Origin of the sequence: Pantoea sp. Cy-639, from assembly GCF_011752525.1 — a bacterium.
In the GTDB taxonomy this organism is placed as follows: Bacteria; Pseudomonadota; Gammaproteobacteria; order Pseudomonadales; family Pseudomonadaceae; genus Aquipseudomonas.
On the sequence record NZ_VWXI01000007.1, the window covers coordinates 13,340 to 38,900 of the forward strand.

Consider the following 25,561-nt stretch of genomic DNA (forward strand, 5'->3'; position numbering starts at 1 on the left):
AAATCCATGCTGCCTTACCCGCAGATCGACCCCGTGGCCGTGGCCCTCGGGCCGCTGAAAATCCACTGGTACGGCCTGATGTACCTGATCGGCATCGGCGGTGCCTGGTTGCTGGCCTCGCGCCGGCTCAACCGCTTCGACCCGACCTGGACCCGCGAGAAACTCTCCGACCTGGTGTTCTGGTTGTCGATGGGGGTGATCGTTGGGGGCCGCCTGGGCTACGTGCTGTTCTACGACCTGCACCAGTACCTGGCCAATCCGACATTGATCTTCGAAGTGTGGAAAGGCGGCATGTCGTTCCACGGCGGCTTCATCGGCGTGATGCTGGCGGCATTGTGGTTCGGCAAGCGCAACAACAAGTCGTTCTTCGAACTGATGGACTTCGTCGCGCCGCTGGTGCCGATCGGCCTGGGCGCCGGGCGCATCGGCAACTTCATCAACGCCGAGCTGTGGGGCAAGGCCACCGACCTGCCGTGGGCCATGGTGTTCCCGCCGTTCAGCGACCCGGCCCAGTTGCCGCGTCACCCGTCGCAGCTGTACCAGTTCGCCCTGGAAGGCGTGGCGCTGTTCGTGATCCTGTGGCTGTACTCGCGCAAGCCGCGCCCGACCATGGCGGTCTCCGGCATGTTCGCGCTGTTCTACGGCATCTTCCGCTTCGTCGTCGAGTTCGTCCGGGTGCCGGACGCCCAGCTCGGCTATATCGCCTGGGGCTGGCTGACCATGGGTCAGATTCTCTGCGTGCCGATGATCCTGGCTGGCCTTGGCCTGATCTGGTGGGCTTATAATCGCAAACCGACGGCGAAACCCGCCTGATTAATCCCACGACAGGGGCGCTCCCCCTGTCGTTTTTGCTACAGGTAAGCCATGAAACAGTATCTGGACCTGGTCCGTGACGTCATCGACAACGGCACGCTGCAGGAAAACCGCACCGGTATCCGCACCATCAGCCTGCCGGGCGCGATGCTGCGTTTCGACCTGCAGAAGGGCTTCCCGGCCATTACCACGCGCAAGCTGGCGTTCAAGTCGGCGATCGGCGAGATGGTCGGCTTCCTGCGTGGCGTGAGAAACGCCGGCGAATTCCGCGAGCTGGGCTGCAAGGTCTGGGACCAGAACGCCAACGAGAACGCCCAGTGGCTGGCCAACCCGTTCCGCCAGGGACATGACGACCTCGGCGAGATCTACGGCGTGCAGTGGCGCCAGTGGCCGGGCTACAAGCGCATCCCGGCGAACAATCCGGCGGCCATCGAGATGGCCGAGAAGGCGGGCTTCCGCCAGATCGCCAAGGACCAGGAGGACGGCCAGGCGTTCGTCATCCTGTACAAGGCCATCGACCAGGTGCGTCAGTGCCTGGACACCATCGCCAATGACCCAGGCAGCCGGCGCATCCTGTTCCACGGCTGGAACTGCGCCCAGCTCGACGAGATGGCGCTGCCACCGTGCCACCTGCTGTACCAGTTCCATCCGAATGTCGAGACGAAGGAAATCTCCCTGACCCTCTACATCCGCTCCAACGACCTTGGCCTGGGCACACCGTTCAACCTCACCGAAGGCGCGGCGCTGCTGTCGCTGTTCGGCCGCCTGACCGGCTATACCCCGCGCTGGTTCACCTATTTCATCGGCGATGCCCATGTGTATGAAAATCACCTGGAGATGCTGGGCGAGCAGATGAAACGCGAGCCGCTGGCGGCGCCGAAGCTGGTGATCAGCGACCGCGTGCCGGCGTTTGCCGAGACCGGCAAGTACGAGCCGCAGTGGCTGGAGCAGATCGAGCCGAGCGACTTCTGGCTGGAAGGCTACGAGCACCATGCGCCGATGACGGCGCCGATGGCGGTCTGACAGTTCTTCGTCGACTGAACCAACGCAATCGCGGGGCAATCCCCGCGATGCTTTTCTTCAGTGCCCGTGACTGCGCCCTACATGGGAATGCTCGATGTCCGGCACCGTTACCGCCCCATTCGTCTCCAATTGCTGCAGGATCGCGCAATCCGCGCCCTTTGCATTGCACTGCTGGCGCAATTCCACCAACTGCGCCTGCAGCGCCATCAAGCCATCTATCCGCGCCTGCACATGCTCGATATGTTCGTCGATCAGCGCATTGACGCTGCCGCACGAACCGTCGGGGCTGTCGCGCAGGTTCAACAGGCTGCGGATCTCGTCCAGGGTCATGTCCAGGGTGCGACAGTTGCGGATGAAGGTCAGCCGCTCGACATGGGCCTGGGTATAGAGCCGGTAGTTGCCCTCGCTGCGGGCGGGCTCTGGCAGCAGCTGTTCACGCTCGTAGTAGCGGATGGTCTCGACGGCGCAGTCGGTGGTTTTGGCCAGTTCTCCGATCTTCATGAGGCAAATCTCCAGCAGAGGGCTTGACCCTATAGTGGCTACAGGGTGTTCACTTGGCAACAACGCACTTTGCGGCCCTGCTAAGGACGATCCCATGAACCAGCCTGTCAGCCCCGAACACAAGCATGACCATAGCCATGACCACGCACATGGCGGCAAAGGCCATGAGCATGATGCCAAAAGCCACGATCACGCCTCCCATGGCTGCTGCGGATCCACCGCCACTCCGGCATTGGTGCAATTGACCGAGAAGGCCAGCGACCAGGCGCGCCTGAGCCGTTTTCGCATCGAGGCGATGGACTGCCCGACCGAGCAGACCCTGATCCAGGACAAGCTGGGCAAGCTGGCCGGTATCGAGCAGTTGGAGTTCAACCTGATCAACCGCGTGCTGGGTGTGCGCCACACCCACGAGAGCACCGCGAAAATCGAGCAGGCCATCGACAGCCTGGGCATGAAGGCCGAACCGTTGGCGGCCGAGGACGATGGCACCGCCGCCGTGCCGCATGCCGGCAAGACCCGCTGGTGGCCGTTGGCGTTTTCCGGCGTCGCCGCGATTGCCGCCGAACTCGCGCACTTCTCCGGCAAGGCGCCGGAGTGGCTGGTGGCCGCCCTGGCCCTGGCGGCGATCCTCGGCTGTGGCCTTGGCACCTACAAGAAGGGCTGGATCGCCCTGAAGAACCGTAATCTCAACATCAATGCGCTGATGAGCATTGCCGTGACCGGCGCCGTGCTGATCGGCCAGTGGCCGGAAGCGGCCATGGTCATGGTGCTGTTCACCGTCGCTGAACTGATCGAGGCGCGCTCGCTGGACCGCGCGCGCAATGCCATCGGCGGGCTGATGCAACTGGCACCGGACATGGCCACCGTGCAGCAGGCCGACGGCCAGTGGCGCGAGGTCGATGTGCGTGAAGTGGCCATCGGCGCCTTGGTACGGGTGCGCCCAGGCGAGCGCATCGGCCTGGACGGCGAGGTGGTCAGCGGGCAGTCCAGCGTTGACCAGGCACCGATCACCGGCGAGAGCCTGCCGGTGGAGAAGGCCGTGGGCGACAAGCTGTTCGCCGGCACCATCAACCAGGCCGGAGCCCTGGAATACCGCGTCAGCGCCGCCGCGGGCCAGTCGACCCTGTCGCGCATCATCAAGGCCGTCGAAGAAGCCCAGGGCGCACGCGCTCCGACCCAGCGCTTCGTCGACCAGTTCTCGCGCATCTACACCCCGGTGGTGTTCGTCATCGCCCTGGCCATGGCGATCATCCCGCCGCTGTTCATGGCCGGCGCCTGGTTCGACTGGATCTACCGCGCCCTGGTACTGCTGGTGGTGGCCTGCCCGTGCGCCCTGGTGATCTCCACCCCGGTGACCATCGTCAGCGGCCTGGCCGCTGCGGCGCGCAAAGGCATCCTGATCAAGGGCGGCGTGTACCTGGAGGGTGGCCGCAAGCTGGACTTCCTGGCCCTGGACAAGACCGGCACCATCACCCACGGCAAGCCGGTGCAGACCGACAGCAAGGTCCTCGACCCGCTGTTCGAAGACCGCGCCCAGGCGTTGGCCGCCAGCCTTGCCGCCCGCTCCGACCATCCGGTCTCCGGCGCCATCGCCCTGTTCGCCAAGGAGCAGAACCTGGCCTTGAGCGAGGTCACCGAGTTCGCCGCCCTGGCCGGTCGTGGCGTGCGCGGCGAGATTGGCGGCGAGCTCTATCACCTGGGCAACCATCGCCTGGTCGAGGAGCTGGGGCTGTGCTCGGCGCAGTTGGAGGCCGAGCTGGACCAACTGGAGCGCCAGGGCAAGACCGTGGTGCTGCTGCTCGACCGCAGCGGCCCGCTGGCGCTGTTCGCCGTGGCCGACACGGTCAAGGACAGCAGCCGCCAGGCCATTGCCGAACTGCATGCGCTGGGCATCAAGACTGTCATGCTGACCGGCGACAATCCGCACACGGCAGAGGCGATTGCCGCCCAGGTAGGGATCGACCGCGCCGAGGGCAACCTGCTGCCGGCCGACAAGCTTGCCAGCATCGAAAGCCTCTACGCCCAGAACCACCGTGTGGGGATGGTGGGTGATGGGATCAACGACGCCCCGGCCCTGGCCCGTGCCGAGATCGGCTTTGCCATGGCCGCCGCCGGCACCGACACCGCCATCGAGACCGCCGATGTGGCGCTGATGGACGACGACTTGCGCAAAATCCCGGCGTTCGTCAGGCTGTCGCGCCAATGTGGGGCGGTCCTCACCCAGAACATCGTGCTGGCCCTGGGGATCAAGGCGATCTTCCTGGCGATCACCTTCGCCGGCATGGCCACCATGTGGATGGCGGTGTTCGCCGACATGGGCGTGAGCCTGCTGGTGGTCTTCAACGGCCTGCGCCTGTTGCGCAAGTAGGACACGGGCGGGGCTGAATCAACGGGCAGGTTTGCTCAACAAGAGGTTATCCACAATGCTGAGTGCCGAGCTCAAAGCCTTCTACATGGTGGCCCGTCTGGGCAGCGTCACCTTGGCGGCGAAGAAGCTCGGGCTCAGCCAGCCGACGGTGACCACGCAGGTCCGCAACCTGGAAAGCCAGTACAACGTCGAGCTGTTCTATCGCGGTGGTCGGCGTCTGGTGTTGAGCGAGGAGGGCGTGCGCCTGCTGCCGATGGTCAAGGCGCTGTTGCAGCAGGAGGCCGACATCGAGTTCGAACTGCGCAACAGCGGCCAGGCCCAGGGCAGTCTGCGCATCGCCGCCACGGCGCCGTACTACATCCTCGACCTGGTGAAGATCTTCCGCGAGCGTCTGCCTCAGGTGGAGGTGGCGGTGGAAATCGGCAACTCGCAGCAGGTGCTGGAGATGCTCGAGGACTACCGGGTGGACATTGCCGCCTCGTCGCAGTTGCTCGAAGACGCGCGCCTGGTGCGCCGGGTACTGGGCACCGACCCGTTGGTGGTGGCGGTGCATCGCAACCATCCGCTGGCCCAGCGCCAGGCCGTGTCGATCGAGGCAGTCGCCGGGCACTGCCTGTTGATGCGCGAACAGGGTTCGACCACGCGCAAGCTTACCGAGCAGATGATGCAGGAGGCTGGGGTGAGGGCCGGGGCGCTGCTGGAGATCGGCAGCCGCGAGTCGATTCGCGAGGCGGTGCTGCGCAATATCGGCATCAGCATCATCGCCCGTCACGAAGTGCCGCATAACCCGGAACTGCGGGTGCTGGCGCTGGACGATGCGCCGGTGATGCACGAGTACCTGTATTGCCTGAAGGAGCGCCGTCAGGCGCGGTTGCCGGCGGCGTTCCTGGGGGTGGCGCAGGAGGTGGTGGGTTCGCAGTTCTGATATCGCAAGGGACTGCGTTGCAGCCCATCGCAGGCTGTCGCCGTACACTGTGGGCGCTGGCGATAGCCTGCGACAAGTCCCTCGGGACTACTACAAAAATTTCCAATAGCACTATCGACCGCTTTTGCCCAAACGCCACAGAACCTTCGCACTGCCTTCCTAGCATGGCCCCCATCGCTTCGATGAGGACTCGCCATGAACCACGTCACCCCGGGCGCACAGATGAAAGTGCGCGGCATCCACAAACGCTTCGGCGCCTTCACCGCGCTCAACGACGTGTCCCTGGACATCGCCGCCGGCGAGCTGGTGTGCCTGCTCGGCCCCTCCGGTTGCGGCAAGACCACCTTGCTGCGTTGCATCGCCGGCCTCGAGCGCCAGGACCGCGGCACCCTGTACATCGGCGACCGCGACATCTCCGATCTGCCACCCCAGGCCCGTGACTACGGCATCCTGTTCCAGTCCTACGCGCTGTTCCCCAACCTTACCGTCGAAGCCAACATCGCCTATGGCCTGACCGGTGGCAACCGTGAGGCCGCTCGTCAGCGGGTGGGCGAAATGCTCGAGCTGGTGGGCCTGTCGGGCAGCGAGAAGAAGTATCCCGGCCAGCTCTCCGGCGGTCAGCAGCAGCGTGTGGCCCTGGCACGCGCCCTGGCGCCATCGCCCTCGTTGCTGCTGCTCGACGAGCCGATGTCGGCGCTCGACGCCCGCGTGCGCGAGCACCTGTGCACCGAGCTGCGCCAACTGCAACGCCAGCTGGGCATCACCACGCTGATGGTCACCCACAACCAGGACGAAGCCATGCTGATGGCCGACCGCATCGCCGTGATGAACAACGGCCAGGTCGAGCAGTACGCCACGCCCCAGGAAATCTACGACCAACCGGCCACGCCGTTCGTCGCCGAATTCGTCGGCCAGGGCAACTGGCTGCCGTTCCAGCGCAGCGGCGACAGCCATGCCCAGGTCGGCGGCATGAACATGCGCCTGGCCGCCAACGCCGGGCAGGCCCGCAGTGGCCGGCTGTTCTGTCGCCCGGAGGCGATCACCGTCAACCCGGTGGTACACGAGGAAAACCTGTTCCCGGCCAAGGTCCGCGAGATCACCTTCCTCGGCAATCGTTGCCGCATGAGCTTCGAGTTCCAGGCCTTGCCGGGCCATGCGCTGCTCGCCGAACTGGCGCCGGAAGCCATGCCGCGGCTGGGCTCGCAGGACATCTGGGTGGCCCTGCCGCCGCAGAGCCTGCAGGTGTTTGCCTGAGATGGCCGCGTCCATGACCCAGCCGCTCATCCATGCCAAGGCGGCGCCACGCACCGGCGTCGCCCTGGGTGACCGCCTGTTCGTCGTCGGCGGCAAGGGATTGCTGTTGGCCCTGCTGGTGCTGGCGGTGCTGATGCCGCTGCTGGCGATCTTCTGGAAGGGCTTCAGTGGCGAGGCGGGCCAGGGTGGCGGGCTGCTGGCTGCCCGTGAACTGTTCGCCAGCGCGAACTTTCACTGGCTGCTGGGCAACAGCCTGTCGGTGGCCTTCACCGTCGCGGCCATCGTCGTGCCGCTGGCCTATCTATTCGCCTACGCGCTGCAACGCACGCTGATTCCGGCCAAGGGCGTGTGGCGTGGCATCTCGCTGCTGCCGCTGCTGGCGCCGTCGATGCTGCCGGCCATCGCCCTGGTCTATCTGTTTGGCAACCAGGGCCTGCTGCGCGGGCTGTTCAGCGACAACATCTACGGTTTCTGGGGCATTGTCCTTGGCGAAGCCATCTACACCTTTCCCCATGCCCTGATGATCCTGCTGTCCGCCCTGTCGCTGGCCGATGCGCGGCTGTTCGACGCCGCGTCGAGCATGGGTGCAGGTCCGGCCCGGGCGTTCTTCAGCATCACCTGGCCGGCCACGCGCCAGGCGGTGTTCGCCGCCTTCTGCCTGGTGTTCACCCTGACCATCACCGACTTCGGCGTGCCGGTGGTGGTGGGTGGCGATTACCAGGTGCTGGCGCTGGAAGCCTACAAGGCTGTGGTCGGCCAGCAACAGTTCGGCCGTGGCGCGCTGATCGGCATGGTGCTGCTGCTGCCGGCGCTGCTCAGCTTCGGCGTCGACGCCTGGCTGCGCCGGCGCCAGGGCGAGGCCATGAGTGGCCGTGCCCAGGTGTTCGAGCCAAAGCCGTCGAAGCTGCGCGACGCTTGCTTCCTGGCCATCGTGCTGCTGGTATGCGCGGCGCTGCTGGTGGTGATCGGCATGGCGGTGTACTCGTCGCTGGTCAAGTTCTGGCCCTACAACCTGTCGCTGTCGCTCAAGCACTACATGTTCGACGACACCGCCGGCGGCGGCTGGCTGGCCTATCGCAACAGCGTGACCATGGCCCTGTGCACCGCCTTGATCGGCAGCGTGGTGATCTTCACCGGCGCCTACCTGATGGAGAAGACCCAAGGCCAGCGCCTGCTCAACCAACTGCTGCGCCTGCTCAGCTTCATCCCCATGGCGGTGCCTGGCCTGGTGCTGGGCCTGGGCTACGTGTTCTTCTTCAACCTGGCCGGCAACCCGCTGCACGTGTTCTACGGCAGCATGGCGCTGCTGGTGGTGTGCACCATCGCCCACTACCTGACCACCGCGCAGATGACCGCCACCACCGCCCTGCGCCAGCTCGACGGCGAGTTCGAAGCCGCCGCGCTGTCGCTCAAGGCGCAGCTGTACAAGCACTTCATGCGCGTCACCGTGCCGATCTGCCTGCCGGCGCTGCTGGACATCATCCGCTACCTGTTCGTCTCGGCGATGACCACGGTGTCGGCGGCGATCTTCCTGTACAGCCCCGACACCATCCTTGCCGCCGTCGCCGTGCTGAACATGGACGACGCCGGCAACGTCGGCGGCGCCGCCGCCATGTCCACCCTGATCCTTTTGACCAGCGCTGCCGCCTCCCTGCTGTTGGCCGGCGCCTCCCGCGGCCTGCTGCGCCGTTCCCAGGCCTGGCGCCAGCGCGCGCCTGGCCACTGACCGACTGCCCATACCCATAGGAAACGCACCATGTTCAAGCCTCTCGCTCTTGCCGCTGCCGTATCCGCCGTATTCACCCTGCAGGCTTCGGCCGCCACCCAGCTGACCGTCTACACCGCGCTGGAGGCCGAGCAGCTCAAGAGCTACAAGCAAGCCTTCGAGAAGGCCAACCCGGACATCGAGATCAAGTGGGTGCGCGACTCCACCGGCATCATCACCGCCAAGCTGCTGGCCGAGAAAGAGCGCCCGCAGGCTGACGCGGTGTGGGGCCTGGCGGCTTCCAGCCTGGCCATCCTCGACCAGAACGGCATGCTTGAAGCCTATGCACCGAAGGACCTGGGCAAGATCTCGGCGAACTACCGCGACGCGGCCAACCCGCCAGCCTGGGTGGGCATGGACGTGTGGGCCGCGACCATCTGCTTCAACACCGTGGAGGCCGAGAAACAGGGCCTGAGCAAGCCGGTGAGCTGGCAGGACCTGACCAAGCCTGAATACAAAGGCAAGATCGTCATGCCCAACCCGGCCTCGTCCGGTACCGGTTTCCTCGACGTGAGCGCCTGGCTGCAGACTTTCGGCGAACCTCAGGGCTGGGCCTACATGGACGCGTTGCACCAGAACATCGGCCAGTACGTCCACTCCGGCTCCAAGCCGTGCAAGCTGGCGGCAGCCGGCGAGTTCCCGATCGGTATCTCGTTCGAGTACCCGGCGGTGCAACTCAAGCGCCAGGGTGCGCCGCTGGACATCGTCCTGCCCAAGGAAGGCCTGGGTTGGGAGATCGAGGCCACCGCCGTGATCAAAGGCTCGCCGAAGGCCGATGCGGCCAAGCGCCTGGCCGACTTCTCGGCCAGCCCGGCGGCGATGGAGTTGTACAAGGAGAACTTCGCCGTGCTCGCCGCGCCGGGGATCGCCAAGCCGCAGACCGAACTGCCGGCCGACTACGAGCAGCGCCTGATCAAGAACGACTTCGCCTGGGCCTCGAAGAACCGCGACCAGATCCTGAGCGAGTGGCGCAAGCGCTATGACGGCAAGTCGGAGAAAGTCGCGCAGCAGTAACAGCGGCGAGGCCTTTGGCCTCACTCGCGGCACAAGGATTGCGCTGTACCTGTAGGAGCAGCCTTGTGTCGCGATGGGCCGAAAAGCGGCTCCCTTGGCCATCGAACCTGTGGAGATTTTCAATGACGACCCGCGAGCAGCGCATCGAGCAGATCTTCGCTCTCTACGAACGCCACGGCAGCGCCGACTACATCGGCGAAGCCATCACCCAGCGCGAGCACATGTCCCAGGCCGCCCAACTGGCCATGGCCGAAGGCTTTGACGACGAAGTGATCCTCGCGGCGTTCTTCCACGACATCGGCCACTTGTGCGAGGGCGAGGACATGGGCGGCTATGGCGTGGTCAGCCATGAACGCATCGGCGCCGACTACCTGCGCCGTTGTGGCTTTGGCGAGCGCATGGCGCGGCTGGTGCAGTACCACGTCGAGGCCAAGCGCTACCTCACCCTGCGCCAGCCGGGGTATTACCAGCGGTTGAGCGAGGCGAGCCGGCGGACCCTGGGCTATCAGGGCGGGCTGATGGATGACACCGAGGCCGATGCGTTCGAGCGCGATCCATTGTTCGCCATCAGCCTGCGCATGCGTGAGTGGGATGAGCAGGCCAAGGAGGTCGGGGTGGCGCTGGTCGATCTCGGGGTATTGAAGCGCAAAGCGCTGGCGTTGCTGTGATGGCCTCCTCGCGGGGCAAGCCCGCTCCCACGCCGGATCATTGTCCTGCGTCAGGCCTCAAAGATCGTTCACCAGTGTTTCCAGCTGTTCCTGGCGCTCTGCCTGGTTCACCTTGGCCCCGGGATTGAGCGTCGACCACTGTGGATGCGCGCGTGCCTTGCGCAGGGCCTCCGGCAGCTTGCCCTCGCGCCAGGCCTTCTCGTCAGGTGCTTGCAGGCGGATGCTGTCCTGCGCCGCGTGCCCGCGGCCTTCCAACGCCACCATCAACTGTTGCTGACGCAGCGCCAACAGGCGCAGAACCGTGTCGTCCACGGTCAGCTCGCGCTGACCCTTGAGCTTGCCCATCAGGCGCGATCCATAATTGCGCGCGGTCTGTAGCGCGCCGCCGGCAATCGCCCCGGCCAGGGCGGCGGCGCCCAGGGTCAGGCCACCCACCAGCAGATCGACGCCCGCACCCGCCGCAGCCCCCGCCGCGACGCCGCCGCCCAGGCGCACGCCCAGCAGCTTCAAGGTCTCGGGGTTGAACAGGTCATCGCCCCAGCGTCCATCGAGCAAGGGCAGTTCACCGGCGTTGGCATCCTCGCGGCGGAAGGCATAGAGCTTGAGCAGTGCCTCGACGCAGCGTTGCTCGCGCTGGCGCACATCGTGGCGCAGGGCCTCGATGGCGTGGGCCTCGGCCGCAGGTTCGGCTTCGACCCCGCGTCGGCAGGCCGCGCAGTCGAGCAGCAGTTCGGCGATCAGGCGCTTGCCGCTGCGCCGGCGAGCCAGGCGCTGGGCCTGCTGGTCGTCGATCAGCCGGCGCAGCGCCGGGCCGGCATCCTCCAGCAGCAGCGCCAGGCTTTCATAGAGGCGGCGTTCGCCATCCTCGGGCGGCGCCACGCTGTCGAAGCGCACCAGTGCGTGCAGGCCCAGGCGAGCCAGGGCCTCGCGCCACTCCGGCTCGCGGTGTTGCGGGCTGGCGACGAAGTTGAGCACCGGCAGCAGGGGCTTGCCGCAGCCGGCCAGGATCTCCAGTTCGTCGCGGTACTTGGCCAGCACCGGCTCGCGGGCGTCGATCACATAGAGGCCGGCGTTGCTCGCCAGCAGCTGGCGCAACACCTTGGCCTCCTGCTCGAAACGCTGGCGCGCTTCGCTGCCCTGGAGAAAGCGCTCCAGGCGGGCCGGGCCGTCCAGGCGCTCGCCCGGTCGCTCCAGGCGTTCGAGATAGTCGAGCAGGGCGATGGCGTCTTCCAGGCCGGGTGTGTCGTACAGCTCCAGCAACGGCTCGCCGTCCACCGACAGGCGCGCGCCTTCGACATGGCGGGTGGTGCTGGGGCGGTGCGAGACTTCGCCGAAGCCGACATCGCGGGTCAGGGTCCGCAGCAGCGAGGTCTTGCCGACGTTGGTGTGGCCGACCACCGCCAGTTTCAGTGGCTCAGTCATGGCCTTGCTCCAGCCAGGTCAGGGGGAAGGTGTCGGCGTAGGGCAGGCCCAGGCGTTCCAGCGCATCGTGCCAGTCGCCCAGGCGCGCGGCGTCCAGCGCCTCGCCGGGTTGTGCCTGGAGCAGCCAGATCCGCGTTGCGCCGGCGTTGCGCGCCAGTTCGGCGAGCAGCGCCAGGCTGCCGCGGTCCGGCGAACGGCGTGGGTCGCAGGCGATGGTCAGGCGTGCCGGGGGAAAGCGGCTGAGTTGTTCCAGCAACTTGTTGCGCGATTCGCGGCTGTCGAGCACGCCGGCATCGGTCACGCCCTTCGGCAGTGCGGGTGGCCAGGGGCGCTGGTCGTCCAGCTCCAGGCCGACCAGCAGGGCACCGCTGCTGCCGCTTTCCAGCTGGCCGGCCGCGAAGCGTGGCAGTGCCTCGGGCGCGGCGTCCTGCACGCCGATCCGCTCGCTGCGTGGCATCAGGGCCTCGCGCAGTTGGGCATAGCCAGGCAGGTTGAGGTCCAGCGCCAGGCGGCCGCGTCCCAGGCGCCAGCGCCACAGGCACACTGCCGCCAGGCCCAGGCGTGGCAGCAGTCCGTATGCCAGCACCACGCCCAGCAGCCAGTTGGCCCAGGCCTGGCGGGCCAGGTCCAGGGCCGGCAAGGTGTCGCCGCTGGCACGGATCATCGCCTCGTCCGGCACACTGAAACCCAGCAGCGAGGGCAGGGCGCCGAGGGTCTGGGTGAGGGTGATGAAGGGTTCGGCGGCGAGCAGGGTGGTTTCCCAGACGAAGCCGTAGCGTCGGGTCGCCAGCAGGGCCAGGAGCATGCCCAGTGCGCTCAGCATCGCCAGCAGCCACAAACCGTGCACCAGCAGGCCGAGCAGCCAGCGGCCGAGGCGCTGGCGCTGCAGCAGCACCAGCAGCGCCGGGGCCAGTTGCGCAGCCTTGGCATCGCGGGCGAAGCGTTCGCTCAGCCATAGCCACAAGCGCCCCAGCGCCGCCCCCTGGTCGCCGGCGAAGCAGAAGCCCAGTGCCCAGCCGATCAGCAGCAGCAGGTTGACCCCGAGCAGGCTGCCCAGGGCCCAGAACACGTTGACCGGGCGCTGGCCGTCACCCAGGGCAGCGATGCCGAGGCCGGCGCCGCTGAGTCCGGCGAACAGCAGCAGGGCCAGCAGCGCCAGGCGCGCGCCCTGCTTCCAGTGGCGCAGCGCCGTGGTCATGCCGTCGCGCTCGGCCAGCCACAGGGCGCGGTTTTCGATACGCGTCGCCAGGTCGCCGCCCAGTTGGCGGGCACGGCGGTTGGCCTCCTGGTCTTCCAGGGGCCCGGCGTGTTCCTCGCGCAGGCGCACCGCTTCGGTGAGCCAGCGCTTGTCGAGTGGCGTCAGTGCGGTCACAAGCTCTTCCATTGCACAGGTCAGGGCGCAAGCATAACCCACGTACCCGGTGCTATCCTCGCCGGCATGAATACATCACTCCCCCTCAGCCTGATCGCGGCGCTCGCCGAGAACCGTGTGATCGGCATCGACAACACCATGCCCTGGCACCTGCCGGGGGACTTCAAGTACTTCAAGGCCACCACCCTCGGCAAGCCGATCATCATGGGGCGCAAGACCTGGGATTCGCTGGGCCGGCCGCTGCCGGGGCGCCTGAACATCGTGGTCAGCCGCCAGCCGGGCCTGCAGCTCGAAGGCGCCGAGGTGTTCGCCTCGCTGGAGCAGGCGCTGGTGCGCGCCGAGCAGTGGGCGCGGGAGCAAGGCGTCGATGAACTGATGCTGATCGGTGGCGCGCAGCTTTACGGGCAGGCGCTGGAGAAGGGGCTGGTGAGCCGGATGTACCTGACCCGGGTGGAGCTGTCGCCCGAGGGCGATGCCTGGTTCCCCGCGTTCGACAAGGGGCAGTGGACGCTGGCTTCGAGCGTTGCCCAGGCCGAGGAAGGCAAGCCTGGGTATCACTTCGAGGTGTGGGACAAGGCTTGAGATGGCCCGGGGCTGCAAAGCAGCCCCGGCAAGGTCTCAGGAATGACTCAGATGCGTATGCTCATCCTCGCCCAGCACCTGCTGGTCGGTCTGCTTGAGCAACTGGCTGGTGACCACGCCGGCCGTCATCGACCCGTTCACGTTCAGCGCCGTGCGGCCCATGTCGATCAGCGGTTCCACCGAGATCAGCAACGCCACCAGCTCCACCGGCAGGCCCATGGCCGGTAGCACGATCAGCGCGGCGAAGGTGGCGCCGCCGCCGACCCCGGCGACACCCGCCGAGCTCAGGGTGACGATGGCCACCAGGGTGGCGATCCACAGCGGGTCGAAGGTGTCGATGCCCACCGCCGGGGCGACCATCACTGCCAGCATCGCCGGGTACAGGCCGGCGCAGCCGTTCTGGCCGATGGTGGCGCCGAACGAGGCACTGAAGCTGGCGATCGACTGCGGCACGCCCAGGCGCCGGGTCTGCGCCTCGATGCTCAGCGGAATGCTGGCGGCGCTGGAGCGGCTGGTGAAGGCGAAGGTCAGCACCGGCCAGACCTTGCGGAAGAAGCGCAGCGGGCTGACGCCGGTCAGCGCCAGGATCACCCCGTGCACCACGAACATCAGGCCCAGGCCGATGTACGAGACCACCACGAAGCTGCCCAGCTTGAGGATGTCCTCGAGGTTGGAGCTGGCCACCACCTTGGTCATCAGTGCCAGCACGCCATAGGGGGTGAGCTTCATCACCAGGCGCACCAGGCGCATCACCCAGGCTTGCAGCACGTCGATGGCCGACAGGGCGCGCTCGCCCTTGTCCTTGTCGTCCTTGATCAGTTGCAGCGCGGCAAGGCCCAGGAACACGGCGAAGATCACCACGCTGATGATCGAGGTCGGCTTGGCCCGGGCCAGGTCGCCCACCGGGTTGCTGGGGATGAACGACAGCAGCAGTTGCGGGATGTTGAGGTCGGCGACCTTGCCTGCGTAGTCGCTGTGGATCGCCTGCATCCGGGCGCTTTCCTGGGCGCCGGCGACCAGGCCCTCGGCGCTGAGGCCGAACAGGTTGGTCAGGACGATGCCGATCAGCGCGGCGATGGCGGTGGTCAGCAGCAAGGTACCAATGCTCAGCACGCTGATGCGGCCCAGCGAGGAGGCGTTGTGCAAGCGGGCCACGGCACTGAGGATCGAGGCGAAGATCAGTGGCATGACGATCATCTGCAGCAGGCCGACGTAGCCGTTGCCGACCAGGTCGAGCCAGGCGATGGTCGCCTTGAGCACCGGGTGGCCGGCGCCGTAGAGGGTGTGCAGGACCAGGCCGAAGAGCACGCCGAGCACCAGGCCGAGCAGGACTTTCTTGGCCAGGCTCCAGTCGGTGCGGCGGGTTTGCGCCAGGCCCAGCAACAAGGCCAGGAACGCCAGCAGGTTGAGTGACAACGGCAGGTTCATTGAAGCTCCAGAAAAAGCAGAAGAGGCATCGCCTCTTGTGAGCGATTGCGAACGGAAATGCTAACAGGCTGAAAACGAACGAATTTATACCCAAAAGTAATTTGCATAGTCGTTTATGGAATAACGACGTGTCGTGATTGGCAATCAACATGGCGTTTGCGGGTGTGTCGGTGTCGGTACCGAGCGTCTGGCTGTCACAAAACGGGTCTAGGGTTGAGCGGCCACGTCTTTGGGGGAAATGCACATGATGTCTGCTCCACGCGTCTTCGCCGGCGGCCTGGCCCTGTTGCTGAGCGCCAGCAGCTGGGCCGCCACCGAGCTCAAGCACTGGCCCGCCGAGGCGGCCCAGAAACTCGATGCCATGATCGCTGCCAATGCCAACAAGGGTAACTACGCCGTGTTCGACATGGACAACACCAGCTACCGCTTCGACCTGGAAGAAGCGCTGCTGCCCTACATGGAGAACAAGGGCCTGCTGACCCGCGACAAGCTCGACCCCTCGCTCAAGCTGATCCCGTTCAAGGACACCGCCGAGCACAAGGAGAGCCTGTTCAGCTACTACTATCGCCTGTGCGAGATCGACGACATGGTCTGCTACCCCTGGGTAGCGCAGGTGTTCGCCGGCTTCACCCTCAAGGAGCTGAAGCAACAGGTGGACGAGCTGATGGCCTCGGGCAAGCCGGTGCCGGCGACTTATTTCGAAGGTGACCAGCTCAAGGCCACCGAGGTGCAGCCGCCCAAGGTCTTTACCGGCCAGGCCGAGCTGTACAACAAACTGATGGAGAACGGCATCGAGGTCTATGTGATCTCGGCGGCGTCCGAAGAGCTGGTGCGCATGGTCGCCGCCGATCCGAAGTATGGCTATAACGTCAAGCCGCAGAACGTCATCGGCGTCAGCCTGCTGCTCAAGGACCGCAATAGCGGCGAGTTGACCACCGCGCGCAAGCAGATCAGTGCCGGGCACTACGACCCCAAGGCCAACGAAAGCCTGGAACTGACCCCTTACCTGTGGACCCCGGCGACCTGGATGGCTGGCAAGCAGGCCGCCATCCTCACCTATATCGACGAGTGGAAGAAACCGGTGTTGGTGGGCGGCGACACGCCGACCAGCGATGGCTACATGCAGTTTCACGGCGTCGATGTGAACAAGGGCGGCATCCACCTGTGGATAAACCGCAAGGCCAAGTACATGGACCAGTTGAACGGCATGATCGCGAAGAACGCGGCGGCGCAGGCCAAGGAAGGCTTGCCGGTGACGGCGGACAAGAACTGGGTGATCGTCACGCCGGAGCAGATACAGTAGCCGACGACGCGTTCATCTGCAGGAGTGGCCTTGTGTCGCCTCCTGCAGGGGAATAAAAAACCGGCGCACCAGGCGCCGGTTTTTTCATGCGCTCAATACCTCACAGGCCTTCGAGCATCGCCTTGTTGCGCACCGCGCCCTTGTCGGCGCTGGTGGCCAGCAGGGCATAGGCTTTCAGCGCGGTGGTCACCTTGCGTGGACGGGCCTCGGCCGGTTTCCAGCCTTTCTTGTCCTGCTCGACACGACGCGCGGCCAGCTCGTCATCGCTGACCAGCAGGTTGATCGAGCGGTTGGGGATGTCGATCAGTACCTTGTCGCCGTCGCGCACCAGGCCGATGGCGCCGCCCGCGGCGGCTTCCGGCGAGGCGTGGCCGATCGACAGGCCCGAGGTGCCGCCGGAGAAGCGACCGTCGGTGAGCAGGGCACAGGCCTTGCCCAGGCCCTTGGACTTCAGGTACGAGGTCGGGTACAGCATCTCCTGCATGCCCGGACCGCCTTTCGGGCCCTCGTAGCGGATGATGACGATATCGCCGGCCTTCACTTCGTCGGCGAGGATGCCGCGCACCGCGCTGTCCTGGCTTTCGAAGATCTTCGCGGTGCCTTCGAACACATGGATCGACTCGTCCACGCCGGCCGTTTTCACCACGCAGCCGTCCAGGGCGATGTTGCCGTACAGCACGGCCAGGCCGCCTTCCTGCGAGTAGGCGTGCTCGACGCTGCGGATGCAGCCGTGCTCGCGGTCGTCGTCGAGGGTTGGCCAGCGGGTCGACTGGCTGAATGCGGTCTGGGTCGGGATGCCGGCCGGGCCTGCCTTGAAGAAGGTGTGCACGGCTTCGTCATCGGTCTGGGTGATGTCCCACTTGGCGATGGCCTCTTCCATGCTGCGGCTGTGCACGGTCGGCAGGTCGGTGTGCAGCAGGCCGCCACGGGCGAGCGATCCGAGAATGCTGAAGATGCCGCCGGCGCGGTGCACGTCTTCCATGTGGTACTTCTGGATGTTCGGCGCCACCTTGCACAGCTGTGGCACCTTGCGCGACAGGCGGTCGATGTCGCGCAGGTCGAAGGCCACCTCGCCTTCCTGGGCTGCGGCCAGCAGGTGCAGGATGGTGTTGGTCGAACCGCCCATGGCGATGTCGAGCATCATGGCGTTCTCGAACGCCTTGAAGTTGGCGATGCTGCGCGGCAGCACCGATTCGTCGTTCTCGCCGTAATAGCGCTTGCACAGCTCGACGATGGTGCGTCCGGCGGTGAGGAACAGCTGCTCGCGGTCGGCGTGGGTGGCCAGGGTCGAGCCGTTGCCCGGCAGGGCCAGGCCCAGGGCCTCGGTCAGGCAGTTCATCGAGTTGGCGGTGAACATGCCGGAGCACGAGCCGCAGGTCGGGCAGGCGCTGCGCTCGTACTCGGCGACTTTCTCGTCGCTGGCCGAGGTGTCGGCGGCGATGACCATGGCGTCGACCAGGTCCAGGCCGTGGCTGGCCAGCTTGGTCTTGCCGGCTTCCATCGGGCCGCCGGAGACGAAGATCACCGGGATGTTCAGGCGCAGGGCGGCCATCAGCATGCCGGGGGTGATCTTGTCGCAGTTGGAGATGCAGACGATGGCGTCGGCGCAGTGGGCATTGACCATGTACTCGACGGCGTCGGCGATGATCTCGCGGCTGGGCAACGAATAGAGCATGCCGTCGTGGCCCATGGCGATGCCGTCATCCACCGCGATGGTGTTGAACTCCTTGGCCACGCCACCGGCGCGTTCGATCTCGCGGGCGACCAGCTGGCCCAGGTCCTTCAGGTGCACGTGGCCCGGGACGAACTGGGTGAACGAGTTGGCGATGGCGATGATCGGTTTCTTGAAGTCTTCGTCCTTCATCCCGGTGGCGCGCCACAGGGCGCGGGCGCCGGCCATGTTGCGGCCCTGGGTGGAAGTCTTGGAACGATAATCTGGCATGGAGCGCTCCTGGCGGCTTGATCAGGTCACGAAAAAAGGGAGTGAGCTTCTCTTGTCCTGAACGCCTGGGCCGGTTGCCGCTGGCTCGGATGGGGGTCGCAGACCACGCGGGATCGCCGCAGGCTCGACCAGAGCTCATAAACCCGCCGGGGATGACTGGCGATGAATGGCTCGATTCTACACCGCTGGGCGCCGGTGGGAATGGCGCAGTAGACAGTTGGTGTCGCCTGGCATGCCGGCTTCGCGGTAACGTAGCCTCCCCTTCACGGACGAACACCGATGTCTGCACATAATCGCTCCCTGGCTTTCTACCTGGTGCTGGGCCTTGTCCAGGGCCTGGCCCTGTACACGCTCTATCGCCTCGAGTCGTCGTGGCTGGCGGCCACCCTCGGCACCGCCCTGCTGGTGGCGGGGCTGAACCTGCAACTGCTGGGCAGCGCAGGATTGCGGCGTGGCACCGGGTACCTGCTGGCTGTCCACACCCTGCTGATGGTGGCGGTCAGCTTCTGGCTGCAGCAGCGCCAGGCGGGAGAGTGGCTGTGGCTGTGCTGGCTGACGGCGGCGCCGGTGCTGGGCTACATCTGCACGGCCTTCATCCTCAGTTGGCCGACCCGCGAGGGGCTGCGCCCGCGCTACCTCGACCTGTTCCAGCATGCCTGGAACACGGTGTTCATCATCGCCCTGGCCTGGCTGCTGTGCGGGCTGTTCGCACTGTTGCTGTGGCTGTGCGGGGCGCTGTTCGAGATGTTGCATATCCCGCAACCGGCGGCGCTGTTCAGCGAACCGGCGTTCCTGATGATCGTGCTGCCGGTGGTGTTCAGCGTGGGCATGCGCATGGGCTGCCAGAACGACCGGGTCATCGGTCTGCTGCGCGGCCTGATGCTGAGCCTGTGCCGCTTCCTGCTGCCACTGGCGGCGCTGATTACCGTGCTGTTCGCCATCACCCTGCCATTCACCGGGGTGCAGCCGGTGTGGGATACCGGCCACTCCAGCACGATCCTGCTGAGCCTGGTGGGGGTGGTGCTGTTCCTGGTCAATGGTGTGTTCCAGGACGGCGAGCAGCATGCCTACCCGCAGCCCCTGCGGCGTCTGGTCGAGGCGAGCCTGCTGTGCTTGCCGGGGCTGGCCGCGCTGGCCGGCTGGTCGACCTGGCTGCGGATCGAGCAGTACGGGCTGATGCCGTCGCGGATCCTCGCCCTGCTGCTGGTGCTGGTGGCGATGCTGTACAGCCTGGCGGCGCTGTGGGCGGTGTTCGCCCGGCGTGGCGTGTGGCTGGGTGCCCTGCGTGGCAGCAACGTGGTGCTGGCGCTGTTCTGTGCGCTGCTCATCGTGGTGTTCTTCACGCCGGTCGTCGACCCGGTGGGCCGCAGCGTGCATGACCAGGTGCGGCGGCTGGTGAGCGGGCGCACCGCCATCGCCGATTTCGATGTCGGCGCCTTGCGTTACCGGCTGGGCGACGAGGGCACGCGACAGTTGGATGCGCTGCGCGAGCAGCTCACCCGTGACGAGCTGTTCGACGAGGCTGGCCGCGCGGCCTTGCTCGAGCGCCTGGACGAGACCCTGGCGGATGCGGCCGATCAGCGCCCGCGCTTGGAATGGCTGGGGCCGGTGGAACCGGGCGAGGACAAGCTCGAGGCGAACGACATGATCCGGATGGCCTGCCGTGATTCGGGGTGCGTGGTCTGGCCGGTCGACCTGGATGGCGATGGCCGTAACGAGGTGGTGGTGGCCAGCCTCCGGCGTCAGGCGGGCTATGCCACCTTCTATGTCCGGGACGCGGCTGATGACTGGCATGAGGCCGGCAGTTTCTTCGGCCTTGACGACGACAAGCGCTCGCTGGCCGAACAGTTGCGGGCGGGGAAGGTCAAGCTGGTCGCGCCGCGCTACAAGACCTTGCAGGTGGACGGCAAGGCGCTGGACATGCGCCTGGAACGTTGAGGCGGCGGGGAGGGCGCGCGTGGCGGCCCTCCCCGGGCGGTGACTCAGCTGTTGGGCAGCAGTCGGCAGGTGATGCTCTTGATGTAGCGGGTTTCGGCGATCGCCGGGTGCACCGGGTGGTCCGGGCCCTGGCCGCCGCGCTCGAGCAGTTGCAGGTTGCGGTCCAGGTGACGGGCGCTGGTCAGCAGGATGTTGTGCAGGTCGTCCTCGGGCAGGTGCATCGAGCATGAGGCGCTGACCAGGATGCCGTCCTTGCTCAGCATGCGCATGGCCTGTTCGTTGAGGCGGCGGTAGGCGGCCTCGCCGTTCTTCAGGTCCTTCTTGCGCTTGATGAAGGCGGGCGGGTCGGCAATGATCACGTCGAAGCGCTCTTCGGCGGCCTTGAGCTCGCGCAGGGCCTCGAACACGTCACCTTCGATGCAGGTCAGCTTCTCGCTGATGCCGTTCAGCGCGGCGTTGCGCTCGACACCATCCAGGGCGAAGCCCGAAGCATCGACGCAGAACACTTCACTGGCACCGAACGCGCCGGCCTGCACGCCCCAGCCACCGATGTAGCTGAACAGGTCGAGCACACGCTTGCCCTTGACGTACGGCGCCAGGCGCGCGCGGTTCATGCGGTGGTCGTAGAACCAGCCGGTCTTCTGGCCTTCGCGGACCGGGGCTTCGAACTTGACGCCGTTCTCTTCCAGCGGGACCCAGTCCGGCACTTCGCCGTAGACGGTGTCGACATAGCGCGCCAGGCCTTCGGCATCGCGGGCGGCGGAGTCGTTCTTGAACAGGATGCCGCTGGGCTTGAGCACCTGTACCAGCGCGGCGATCACGTCATCCTTGTGCGCCTCCATGGTGGCCGAGGCCAGTTGCACCACGAGGATGTCGAAGAAGCGGTCGACCACCAGGCCCGGGAGCAGGTCGGAGTCGCCGTAGACCAGGCGGTAGCAAGGTTTGTCGAACAGGCGCTCGCGCAGCGACAGGGCCACGTTCAGGCGGTGCACCAGCAGCGACTTGTCCAGCGGCAGCTTGGCGTCGCGCGACAGCAGGCGGGCGCAGATCAGGTTGTTCGGGCTCACGGCGACCACGCCCAGGGGCTTGCCGTTGGCGGCCTCGAGGATGGCCTGCTGGCCGGCCTTCAGGCCTTGCAGCGGGGTCGCGGCGACGTCGACTTCATTGCTGTAGACCCACAGGTGGCCGGCGCGCAGGCGGCGATCGGCATTGGCTTTGAGGCGAAGGCTGGGCAGGGACATGACGTCGCTCCGGGAAAAAAGAGCGGGAGTATACCGCGTCGGCCCGGGATGCGCTGTGGGGCACGACCAAGCGTTGGGCCTGGCGTAACCCCCTGACCTGCAGGTGTCGGCCTTGCCGGCGAGTACCGGCGCCACGAAGCTAAAGAAAATCCTGGATCCAACGATCCACTGGTAGTTGCCCTGCCGGAGTACAGGGTTAGAATCCCCCGTCCCCAGCGAGAGCGTAGTCATGTCCCAGGAACTAACCGCCGAACAGATCCAGCAAGCCCTGCAGGGCATCACCATTCCGCCGCAGCCGCAGATCATGGTCGACCTGCAGTTCGAGCAGTACATGCCCGACCCGGACCTGGAGACTATCGCCAAGCTGATCGCGCAGGACCCGGGCCTGTCCGGTGCGTTGCTCAAGCTGGTCAATTCGGCGCAGTTCGGCCTGGCCAACAAGATCGGTTCGATCCAGCGCGCGGTGAACCTGCTGGGCAGCCGCTCGATCATCAACCTGATCAACGCCCAGTCGATCAAGGGCGAAATGAGCGACGAGACCATCGTCACCCTCAACCCGTTCTGGGACACCGCCCAGGACGTGGCCATGACCTGCCTGACCCTGGCCAAGCGTACCGGCATCCAGGCGGTGGACGAGGCCTACACCCTGGGGCTGTTCCACGATTGCGGCGTGCCGCTGATGCACAAGCGCTTCCCCAACTACATGGACGTGCTGGAGGAGTCCTACGCCAAGGCCAGTGACGAAGTCCGCGTGGTGGACACCGAGAACCGCGTGTTCAACACCAACCATTCGGTGGTCGGTTACTTCACCGCCAAGTCCTGGCGCCTGCCGGAGCACATCAGCGCGGCCATTGCCAACCACCACAACGCCCTGGCGGTGTTCCGCGACGAATCCTCGCGCAATACCCAGACCCAGCTGAAGAACCTGCTGGCAGTGCTGAAGATGTCCGAGCACATCTGCGCGTCGTACCGTGTCCTGGGCAACCAGAGCGTTGACCACGAGTGGAACATGGTCGGCCCGCTGGTGCTGGACTATATCGGCCTGACCGACTACGACTTCGAGCAGCTCAAGCAGAACATCCGCGAAATGGGCGGGCACTGAGCCATGCCAGAGCTTCCAGAGGTCGAGACGACGCGGCGCGGCATCGCGCCCCACCTGGTCGGGCAGCGGGTCAGCCGTGTGGTGGTGCGCGACCGGCGTTTGCGCTGGCCTGTTCCGGAAGACCTCGACGTGCGCCTGTCGGGGCAGCGTATCGTCAGCGTCGAGCGGCGGGCCAAGTACCTGCTGATCAACGCCGAGGTCGGCACGCTGATCAGTCATCTGGGGATGTCCGGCAACCTGCGCCTGGTCGAGCTTGGCCTGCCGGCCGCCAAGCACGAGCATGTGGACATCGAGCTGGAATCCGGGCTGATGCTGCGCTACACCGATCCGCGCCGCTTCGGGGCCATGCTCTGGAGCCTCGATCCGCTCAACCACGAACTGCTGGTGCGCCTGGGGCCGGAGCCACTGACCGAGCTGTTCGACGGCGAGCGCCTGTTCCAGCTGTCCCGTGGGCGGTCGATGGCGGTCAAGCCGTTCATCATGGACAACGCGGTGGTGGTGGGGGTGGGCAACATCTACGCCACCGAGGCGCTGTTCGCCGCCGGCATCGACCCGCGCCGCGAGGCGGGCGGGATCTCCCGGGCGCGCTACCTGAAGCTGGCGGTCGAGATCAAGCGCGTGCTGGCGGCGGCGATCGAACAAGGCGGCACGACCTTGCGCGATTTCATCGGCGGCGATGGCCAGCCGGGGTACTTCCAGCAGGAACTGTTCGTCTATGGGCGCGGCGGGCAGCCGTGCAAGGTGTGCGGCAGCGAATTGCGCGAAGTGAAGCTGGGGCAGCGGGCGAGCGTGTTCTGCCCGAAGTGCCAGCGCTGAGGCACAGGCCTTGTCGCGGGGCCTGCCCGCCCTCACGTTTCGAGCGGGGGAGCGGGTTGGCCCCGCGATGCCGCAGCTGAATCAGTCGACGAGCGCCGCCTGCCCTACACCGCGCGGATCACTGGCGGCCTCGACGGTCTTGCCGGCCTTGTCCCAGTACAGTACCTGCTGATTTCCGTACTGGCGCCCGACATCCTTCAACCGATACCCACGCGCCTCCAGTTCGGCCATCTGCGCCTGGCTGAACGCGCCCGGTTCATGCTCGACCACGTCCGGCAGGTACTGCTGGTGGTAGCGCGGTGTCGCCGGCCACTCGGCCACCGGCTTGCCTTCCAGGAAACCCAGCACCGACAGCAGCACCATGCTCGGAATCCGGCTGCCGCCGGGGGTGCCGAAACTGGCGAACTGGCGTGGGCCCTCGATGAAGGTCGGGCTCATGCTCGACAGCGGGCGCTTGCCTGGCGCCACGGCGTTGGCCTGGCTGCCGGCCAGGCCGTAGCTGTTGCTGCCCTGCGGGTCGGCGGCGAAATCGTCCATCTCGTTGTTCAGCACTACGCCGCTGCCCGGCACGCTGAATGCCGCGCCGAACGGCAGGTTGACCGACAGCGTGGCGGACACGGCGTTGCCTGCGGCGTCGATCACGGTGAAGTGGGTGGTGTGGTCGCCTTCGCGCCAGGCCGGTGCCGGCGGCAGCGCGCTGCTGGGGGTGGCCTGGTGAACGTCGATGCTGTCGGCCAGCCCTGTGAGGTACTGGCGTGCGAGCAGGCGGTTGATCGGGTTGCTCACGTAGTCCGGGTCGCCCAGCAGGCCGCGGTCGCGATAGGCCCGGCGCAGCACTTCGATCACGTAGTGGCTGCGCTGTACCGGTTCGGCGCTTTGCCAGGGCAGGCGCTGGAGCATGGCCAGGCTCTGGGCCAGGGCCACGCCACCGGCCGAGGGCGGCGGGCTGCTGATCAGCTCGCGCTGTTCGGCCAGTTGGTAGCGCAAGGGCTCGCGCCACGCCGTGTGGTAACCCGCCAGGTCGTCGAGGGTCCAGATACCGCCGGCGGCGCGCACGCCGTCGACCAGGCGCCGGGCCGTCGGGCCTCGGTAGAAACCGTCGCGGCCATGCTCGGCCAGGGCCTGCAGGGTGACGGCCAGTTCGGGTTGGCGAATCACCGTGCCCAGGGCCGGCACGTCATTGGCCGCGAGGAACAATCGGGCGCTTTCTGCATCGTTGCGCAAAGCGTCCAGGCGCATGGTGGCGCGGTCGCGGTAGATGCGATCGACGGCGAACCCCTGGTTGGCCAGGCGGATCGCCGGCGCGAGGCTGTCCTTGAGCGGCAGCCTGCCGTGGCTGGCGGCAAGGTCGGCCAGGGCCTGGGGCAGGCCGGGAATGGCCGTGGCGAGGGCGCCGTTGATCGACAGGCCAGGCTGGACCTTGCCGTCTTTCAGGTACAGGTCGGGGCGGGCCGCGCCAGGGGCGCGCTCACGGGCATCCAGGAAGGCGTAGCGCGGGGTGTCGCCGTGTTCGCGCAGCAGGAAGAAACCGCCACCGCCCAGGCCGGAGCCATAGGGCTCGACCACCGCCAGCGCGGCGCTGATGGCCACGGCGGCGTCGAAGGCGTTGCCACCTTGCTCGAGGATCTGCCGCGCTGCGGCAGTGGCTTCGGCGTTGGGGCTGGCGATGGCCGCGCGTACCGGGCCATCGGCCAGGGCCACGCCCGCCAGCAGCACCAGGGCGGTGGCAAGAATGACGTGGCGCAACGTGGCGAACAACGGCATCAGGCCTTGCCGGTGATCCGGCGGTACTTGGCCATCAACTCGTCCGGGGTCTCGGGGTGGGCTTCATCCAGGGGGATGCAGTCGACCGGGCAGACCTGCTGGCACTGTGGCTCGTCGTAGTGGCCCACGCACTGGGTGCACAGGTTGGGGTCGATCACGTAGATCTCTTCGCCTTGCGAGATGGCGGCGTTCGGGCACTCGGGTTCGCAGACGTCGCAGTTGATGCAATCGTCGGTGATGATCAGGGACATGGGGACTCCGGCCGGGGCATCGGGCCCGGGCATGTTTCAAAGCGTTGGGCGCAATTATGCCGCATTCGC

At 66.5% G+C, this 25,561-nt stretch carries 21 protein-coding genes; 13 read left to right on the forward strand and 8 right to left on the reverse strand.

The window, feature by feature from the left end:
* The first annotated feature begins 6 nt into the window (after positions 1–6).
* Together lgt and F3J43_RS10740 are read left to right on the forward strand one after the other, a co-directional pair.
* Entirely contained in the window at positions 7–813 is an 807-nt protein-coding gene (gene lgt, locus F3J43_RS10735) for a prolipoprotein diacylglyceryl transferase (protein ID WP_166885607.1), read from the forward strand.
* 51 nt (positions 814–864) lie between these two features.
* On the forward strand, positions 865–1,836 hold the full coding sequence (locus F3J43_RS10740) for a thymidylate synthase (RefSeq protein ID WP_166885609.1): 972 nt from the start codon (positions 865–867) through the stop codon (positions 1,834–1,836).
* Between the two features lie 57 nt (positions 1,837–1,893).
* Here F3J43_RS10740 and cadR read toward each other — a convergent pair whose 3' ends face one another.
* The gene (cadR, locus tag F3J43_RS10745) at positions 1,894–2,337 is read right to left on the reverse strand and encodes a Cd(II)/Pb(II)-responsive transcriptional regulator (protein WP_166885612.1); all 444 of its coding nucleotides are present in this window, start codon (positions 2,335–2,337) and stop codon (positions 1,894–1,896) included.
* A gap of 94 nt (positions 2,338–2,431) precedes the next feature.
* On the opposite strand from cadR, the gene F3J43_RS10750 reads away from it, so the two are divergent.
* From F3J43_RS10750 to F3J43_RS10775, 6 genes are all read left to right on the forward strand, one after another.
* Positions 2,432–4,705: a heavy metal translocating P-type ATPase gene (locus F3J43_RS10750; RefSeq protein ID WP_166885614.1), complete on the forward strand. Its 2,274-nt coding sequence runs from the start codon at positions 2,432–2,434 to the stop codon at positions 4,703–4,705.
* Positions 4,706–4,760: 55 nt separating this feature from the next.
* A complete protein-coding gene (locus F3J43_RS10755; protein WP_166885616.1) occupies positions 4,761–5,630 on the forward strand; it encodes a LysR family transcriptional regulator in 870 nt (289 codons plus the stop codon).
* 195 nt (positions 5,631–5,825) lie between these two features.
* Positions 5,826–6,884, forward strand: coding sequence for a putative 2-aminoethylphosphonate ABC transporter ATP-binding protein (locus F3J43_RS10760; protein WP_166885617.1), 1,059 nt, complete (start codon positions 5,826–5,828; stop codon positions 6,882–6,884).
* 13 nt (positions 6,885–6,897) lie between these two features.
* Positions 6,898–8,610 (forward strand): putative 2-aminoethylphosphonate ABC transporter permease subunit, encoded by a 1,713-nt coding sequence (locus tag F3J43_RS10765; RefSeq protein ID WP_205297780.1) that lies wholly within the window; start codon positions 6,898–6,900, stop codon positions 8,608–8,610.
* A 30-nt stretch (positions 8,611–8,640) separates the two neighbouring features.
* A complete protein-coding gene (locus F3J43_RS10770; protein ID WP_166885621.1) occupies positions 8,641–9,663 on the forward strand; it encodes a putative 2-aminoethylphosphonate ABC transporter substrate-binding protein in 1,023 nt (340 codons plus the stop codon).
* A 122-nt stretch (positions 9,664–9,785) separates the two neighbouring features.
* Entirely contained in the window at positions 9,786–10,331 is a 546-nt protein-coding gene (locus tag F3J43_RS10775; protein ID WP_166885623.1) for a phosphonate degradation HD-domain oxygenase, read from the forward strand.
* A 57-nt stretch (positions 10,332–10,388) separates the two neighbouring features.
* Here F3J43_RS10775 and F3J43_RS10780 read toward each other — a convergent pair whose 3' ends face one another.
* Both F3J43_RS10780 and F3J43_RS10785 read right to left on the reverse strand, forming a co-directional pair.
* A complete protein-coding gene (locus F3J43_RS10780) occupies positions 10,389–11,753 on the reverse strand; it encodes a GTPase/DUF3482 domain-containing protein (protein ID WP_166885625.1) in 1,365 nt (454 codons plus the stop codon).
* On the reverse strand, positions 11,746–13,125 hold the full coding sequence (locus F3J43_RS10785; RefSeq protein ID WP_205297781.1) for a DUF2868 domain-containing protein: 1,380 nt from the start codon (positions 13,123–13,125) through the stop codon (positions 11,746–11,748). Before F3J43_RS10785 ends, F3J43_RS10780 begins: the two co-directional genes overlap by 8 nt.
* Positions 13,126–13,191: 66 nt before the next feature.
* Here F3J43_RS10785 and F3J43_RS10790 point away from each other — a divergent pair, with 66 nt between their 5' ends.
* Positions 13,192–13,707, forward strand: coding sequence for a dihydrofolate reductase (locus tag F3J43_RS10790; RefSeq protein ID WP_166885630.1), 516 nt, complete (start codon positions 13,192–13,194; stop codon positions 13,705–13,707).
* 36 nt (positions 13,708–13,743) lie between these two features.
* Here F3J43_RS10790 and F3J43_RS10795 read toward each other — a convergent pair whose 3' ends face one another.
* Complete coding sequence (locus F3J43_RS10795; RefSeq protein WP_166885632.1) at positions 13,744–15,135, reverse strand: L-cystine transporter; 1,392 nt, start codon at positions 15,133–15,135, stop codon at positions 13,744–13,746.
* Between the two features lie 247 nt (positions 15,136–15,382).
* On the opposite strand from F3J43_RS10795, the gene F3J43_RS10800 reads away from it, so the two are divergent.
* On the forward strand, positions 15,383–16,438 hold the full coding sequence (locus F3J43_RS10800; RefSeq protein ID WP_205297782.1) for an HAD family hydrolase: 1,056 nt from the start codon (positions 15,383–15,385) through the stop codon (positions 16,436–16,438).
* A 100-nt stretch (positions 16,439–16,538) separates the two neighbouring features.
* Here the strand turns inward: F3J43_RS10800 and ilvD are convergent, their stop codons facing one another.
* Positions 16,539–18,380, reverse strand: a complete 1,842-nt coding sequence (ilvD, locus tag F3J43_RS10805) for a dihydroxy-acid dehydratase (protein ID WP_166885636.1) — start codon at positions 18,378–18,380, stop codon at positions 16,539–16,541.
* A gap of 279 nt (positions 18,381–18,659) precedes the next feature.
* Here ilvD and F3J43_RS10810 point away from each other — a divergent pair, with 279 nt between their 5' ends.
* Positions 18,660–20,318: a DUF4153 domain-containing protein gene (locus tag F3J43_RS10810; RefSeq protein ID WP_166885638.1), complete on the forward strand. Its 1,659-nt coding sequence runs from the start codon at positions 18,660–18,662 to the stop codon at positions 20,316–20,318.
* A 44-nt stretch (positions 20,319–20,362) separates the two neighbouring features.
* Here the strand turns inward: F3J43_RS10810 and F3J43_RS10815 are convergent, their stop codons facing one another.
* On the reverse strand, positions 20,363–21,559 hold the full coding sequence (locus tag F3J43_RS10815; protein ID WP_166885641.1) for a class I SAM-dependent rRNA methyltransferase: 1,197 nt from the start codon (positions 21,557–21,559) through the stop codon (positions 20,363–20,365).
* Between the two features lie 229 nt (positions 21,560–21,788).
* Here F3J43_RS10815 and F3J43_RS10820 point away from each other — a divergent pair, with 229 nt between their 5' ends.
* Together F3J43_RS10820 and mutM are read left to right on the forward strand one after the other, a co-directional pair.
* The gene (locus F3J43_RS10820; RefSeq protein WP_166885643.1) at positions 21,789–22,661 is read left to right on the forward strand and encodes an HDOD domain-containing protein; all 873 of its coding nucleotides are present in this window, start codon (positions 21,789–21,791) and stop codon (positions 22,659–22,661) included.
* Between the two features lie 3 nt (positions 22,662–22,664).
* Entirely contained in the window at positions 22,665–23,477 is an 813-nt protein-coding gene (mutM, locus tag F3J43_RS10825; protein WP_166885645.1) for a bifunctional DNA-formamidopyrimidine glycosylase/DNA-(apurinic or apyrimidinic site) lyase, read from the forward strand.
* A gap of 81 nt (positions 23,478–23,558) precedes the next feature.
* Here the strand turns inward: mutM and ggt are convergent, their stop codons facing one another.
* Positions 23,559–25,241 carry a gamma-glutamyltransferase gene (gene ggt / locus F3J43_RS10830; RefSeq protein WP_166885647.1) on the reverse strand — a complete coding sequence of 561 codons (1,683 nt, stop codon included), beginning with the start codon at positions 25,239–25,241 and terminating at the stop codon, positions 23,559–23,561.
* Positions 25,241–25,492 carry a YfhL family 4Fe-4S dicluster ferredoxin gene (locus tag F3J43_RS10835; protein WP_166885649.1) on the reverse strand — a complete coding sequence of 84 codons (252 nt, stop codon included), beginning with the start codon at positions 25,490–25,492 and terminating at the stop codon, positions 25,241–25,243. The genes ggt and F3J43_RS10835 overlap by 1 nt, the downstream gene beginning before the upstream one ends.
* Between the last annotated feature and the right edge of the window lie 69 nt (positions 25,493–25,561).

Coding starts and splice junctions, on each gene's coding strand:
- F3J43_RS10775 (WP_166885623.1), top strand. CDS start 9,786: ATGACGACCCGCGAGCAGCGCATCGAGCAGATCTTCGCTCTCTACGAA.
- F3J43_RS10765 (WP_205297780.1), top strand. CDS start 6,898: ATGACCCAGCCGCTCATCCATGCCAAGGCGGCGCCACGCACCGGCGTC.
- cadR (WP_166885612.1), bottom strand. CDS start 2,337: ATGAAGATCGGAGAACTGGCCAAAACCACCGACTGCGCCGTCGAGACC.
- F3J43_RS10795 (WP_166885632.1), bottom strand. CDS start 15,135: ATGAACCTGCCGTTGTCACTCAACCTGCTGGCGTTCCTGGCCTTGTTG.
- mutM (WP_166885645.1), top strand. CDS start 22,665: ATGCCAGAGCTTCCAGAGGTCGAGACGACGCGGCGCGGCATCGCGCCC.
- lgt (WP_166885607.1), top strand. CDS start 7: ATGCTGCCTTACCCGCAGATCGACCCCGTGGCCGTGGCCCTCGGGCCG.
- F3J43_RS10750 (WP_166885614.1), top strand. CDS start 2,432: ATGAACCAGCCTGTCAGCCCCGAACACAAGCATGACCATAGCCATGAC.
- F3J43_RS10835 (WP_166885649.1), bottom strand. CDS start 25,492: ATGTCCCTGATCATCACCGACGATTGCATCAACTGCGACGTCTGCGAA.
- F3J43_RS10760 (WP_166885617.1), top strand. CDS start 5,826: ATGAACCACGTCACCCCGGGCGCACAGATGAAAGTGCGCGGCATCCAC.
- ggt (WP_166885647.1), bottom strand. CDS start 25,241: ATGCCGTTGTTCGCCACGTTGCGCCACGTCATTCTTGCCACCGCCCTG.
- F3J43_RS10810 (WP_166885638.1), top strand. CDS start 18,660: ATGTCTGCACATAATCGCTCCCTGGCTTTCTACCTGGTGCTGGGCCTT.
- F3J43_RS10770 (WP_166885621.1), top strand. CDS start 8,641: ATGTTCAAGCCTCTCGCTCTTGCCGCTGCCGTATCCGCCGTATTCACC.
- F3J43_RS10790 (WP_166885630.1), top strand. CDS start 13,192: ATGAATACATCACTCCCCCTCAGCCTGATCGCGGCGCTCGCCGAGAAC.
- F3J43_RS10815 (WP_166885641.1), bottom strand. CDS start 21,559: ATGTCCCTGCCCAGCCTTCGCCTCAAAGCCAATGCCGATCGCCGCCTG.
- F3J43_RS10820 (WP_166885643.1), top strand. CDS start 21,789: ATGTCCCAGGAACTAACCGCCGAACAGATCCAGCAAGCCCTGCAGGGC.
- F3J43_RS10740 (WP_166885609.1), top strand. CDS start 865: ATGAAACAGTATCTGGACCTGGTCCGTGACGTCATCGACAACGGCACG.
- F3J43_RS10800 (WP_205297782.1), top strand. CDS start 15,383: ATGTCTGCTCCACGCGTCTTCGCCGGCGGCCTGGCCCTGTTGCTGAGC.
- F3J43_RS10755 (WP_166885616.1), top strand. CDS start 4,761: ATGCTGAGTGCCGAGCTCAAAGCCTTCTACATGGTGGCCCGTCTGGGC.
- F3J43_RS10780 (WP_166885625.1), bottom strand. CDS start 11,753: ATGACTGAGCCACTGAAACTGGCGGTGGTCGGCCACACCAACGTCGGC.
- ilvD (WP_166885636.1), bottom strand. CDS start 18,380: ATGCCAGATTATCGTTCCAAGACTTCCACCCAGGGCCGCAACATGGCC.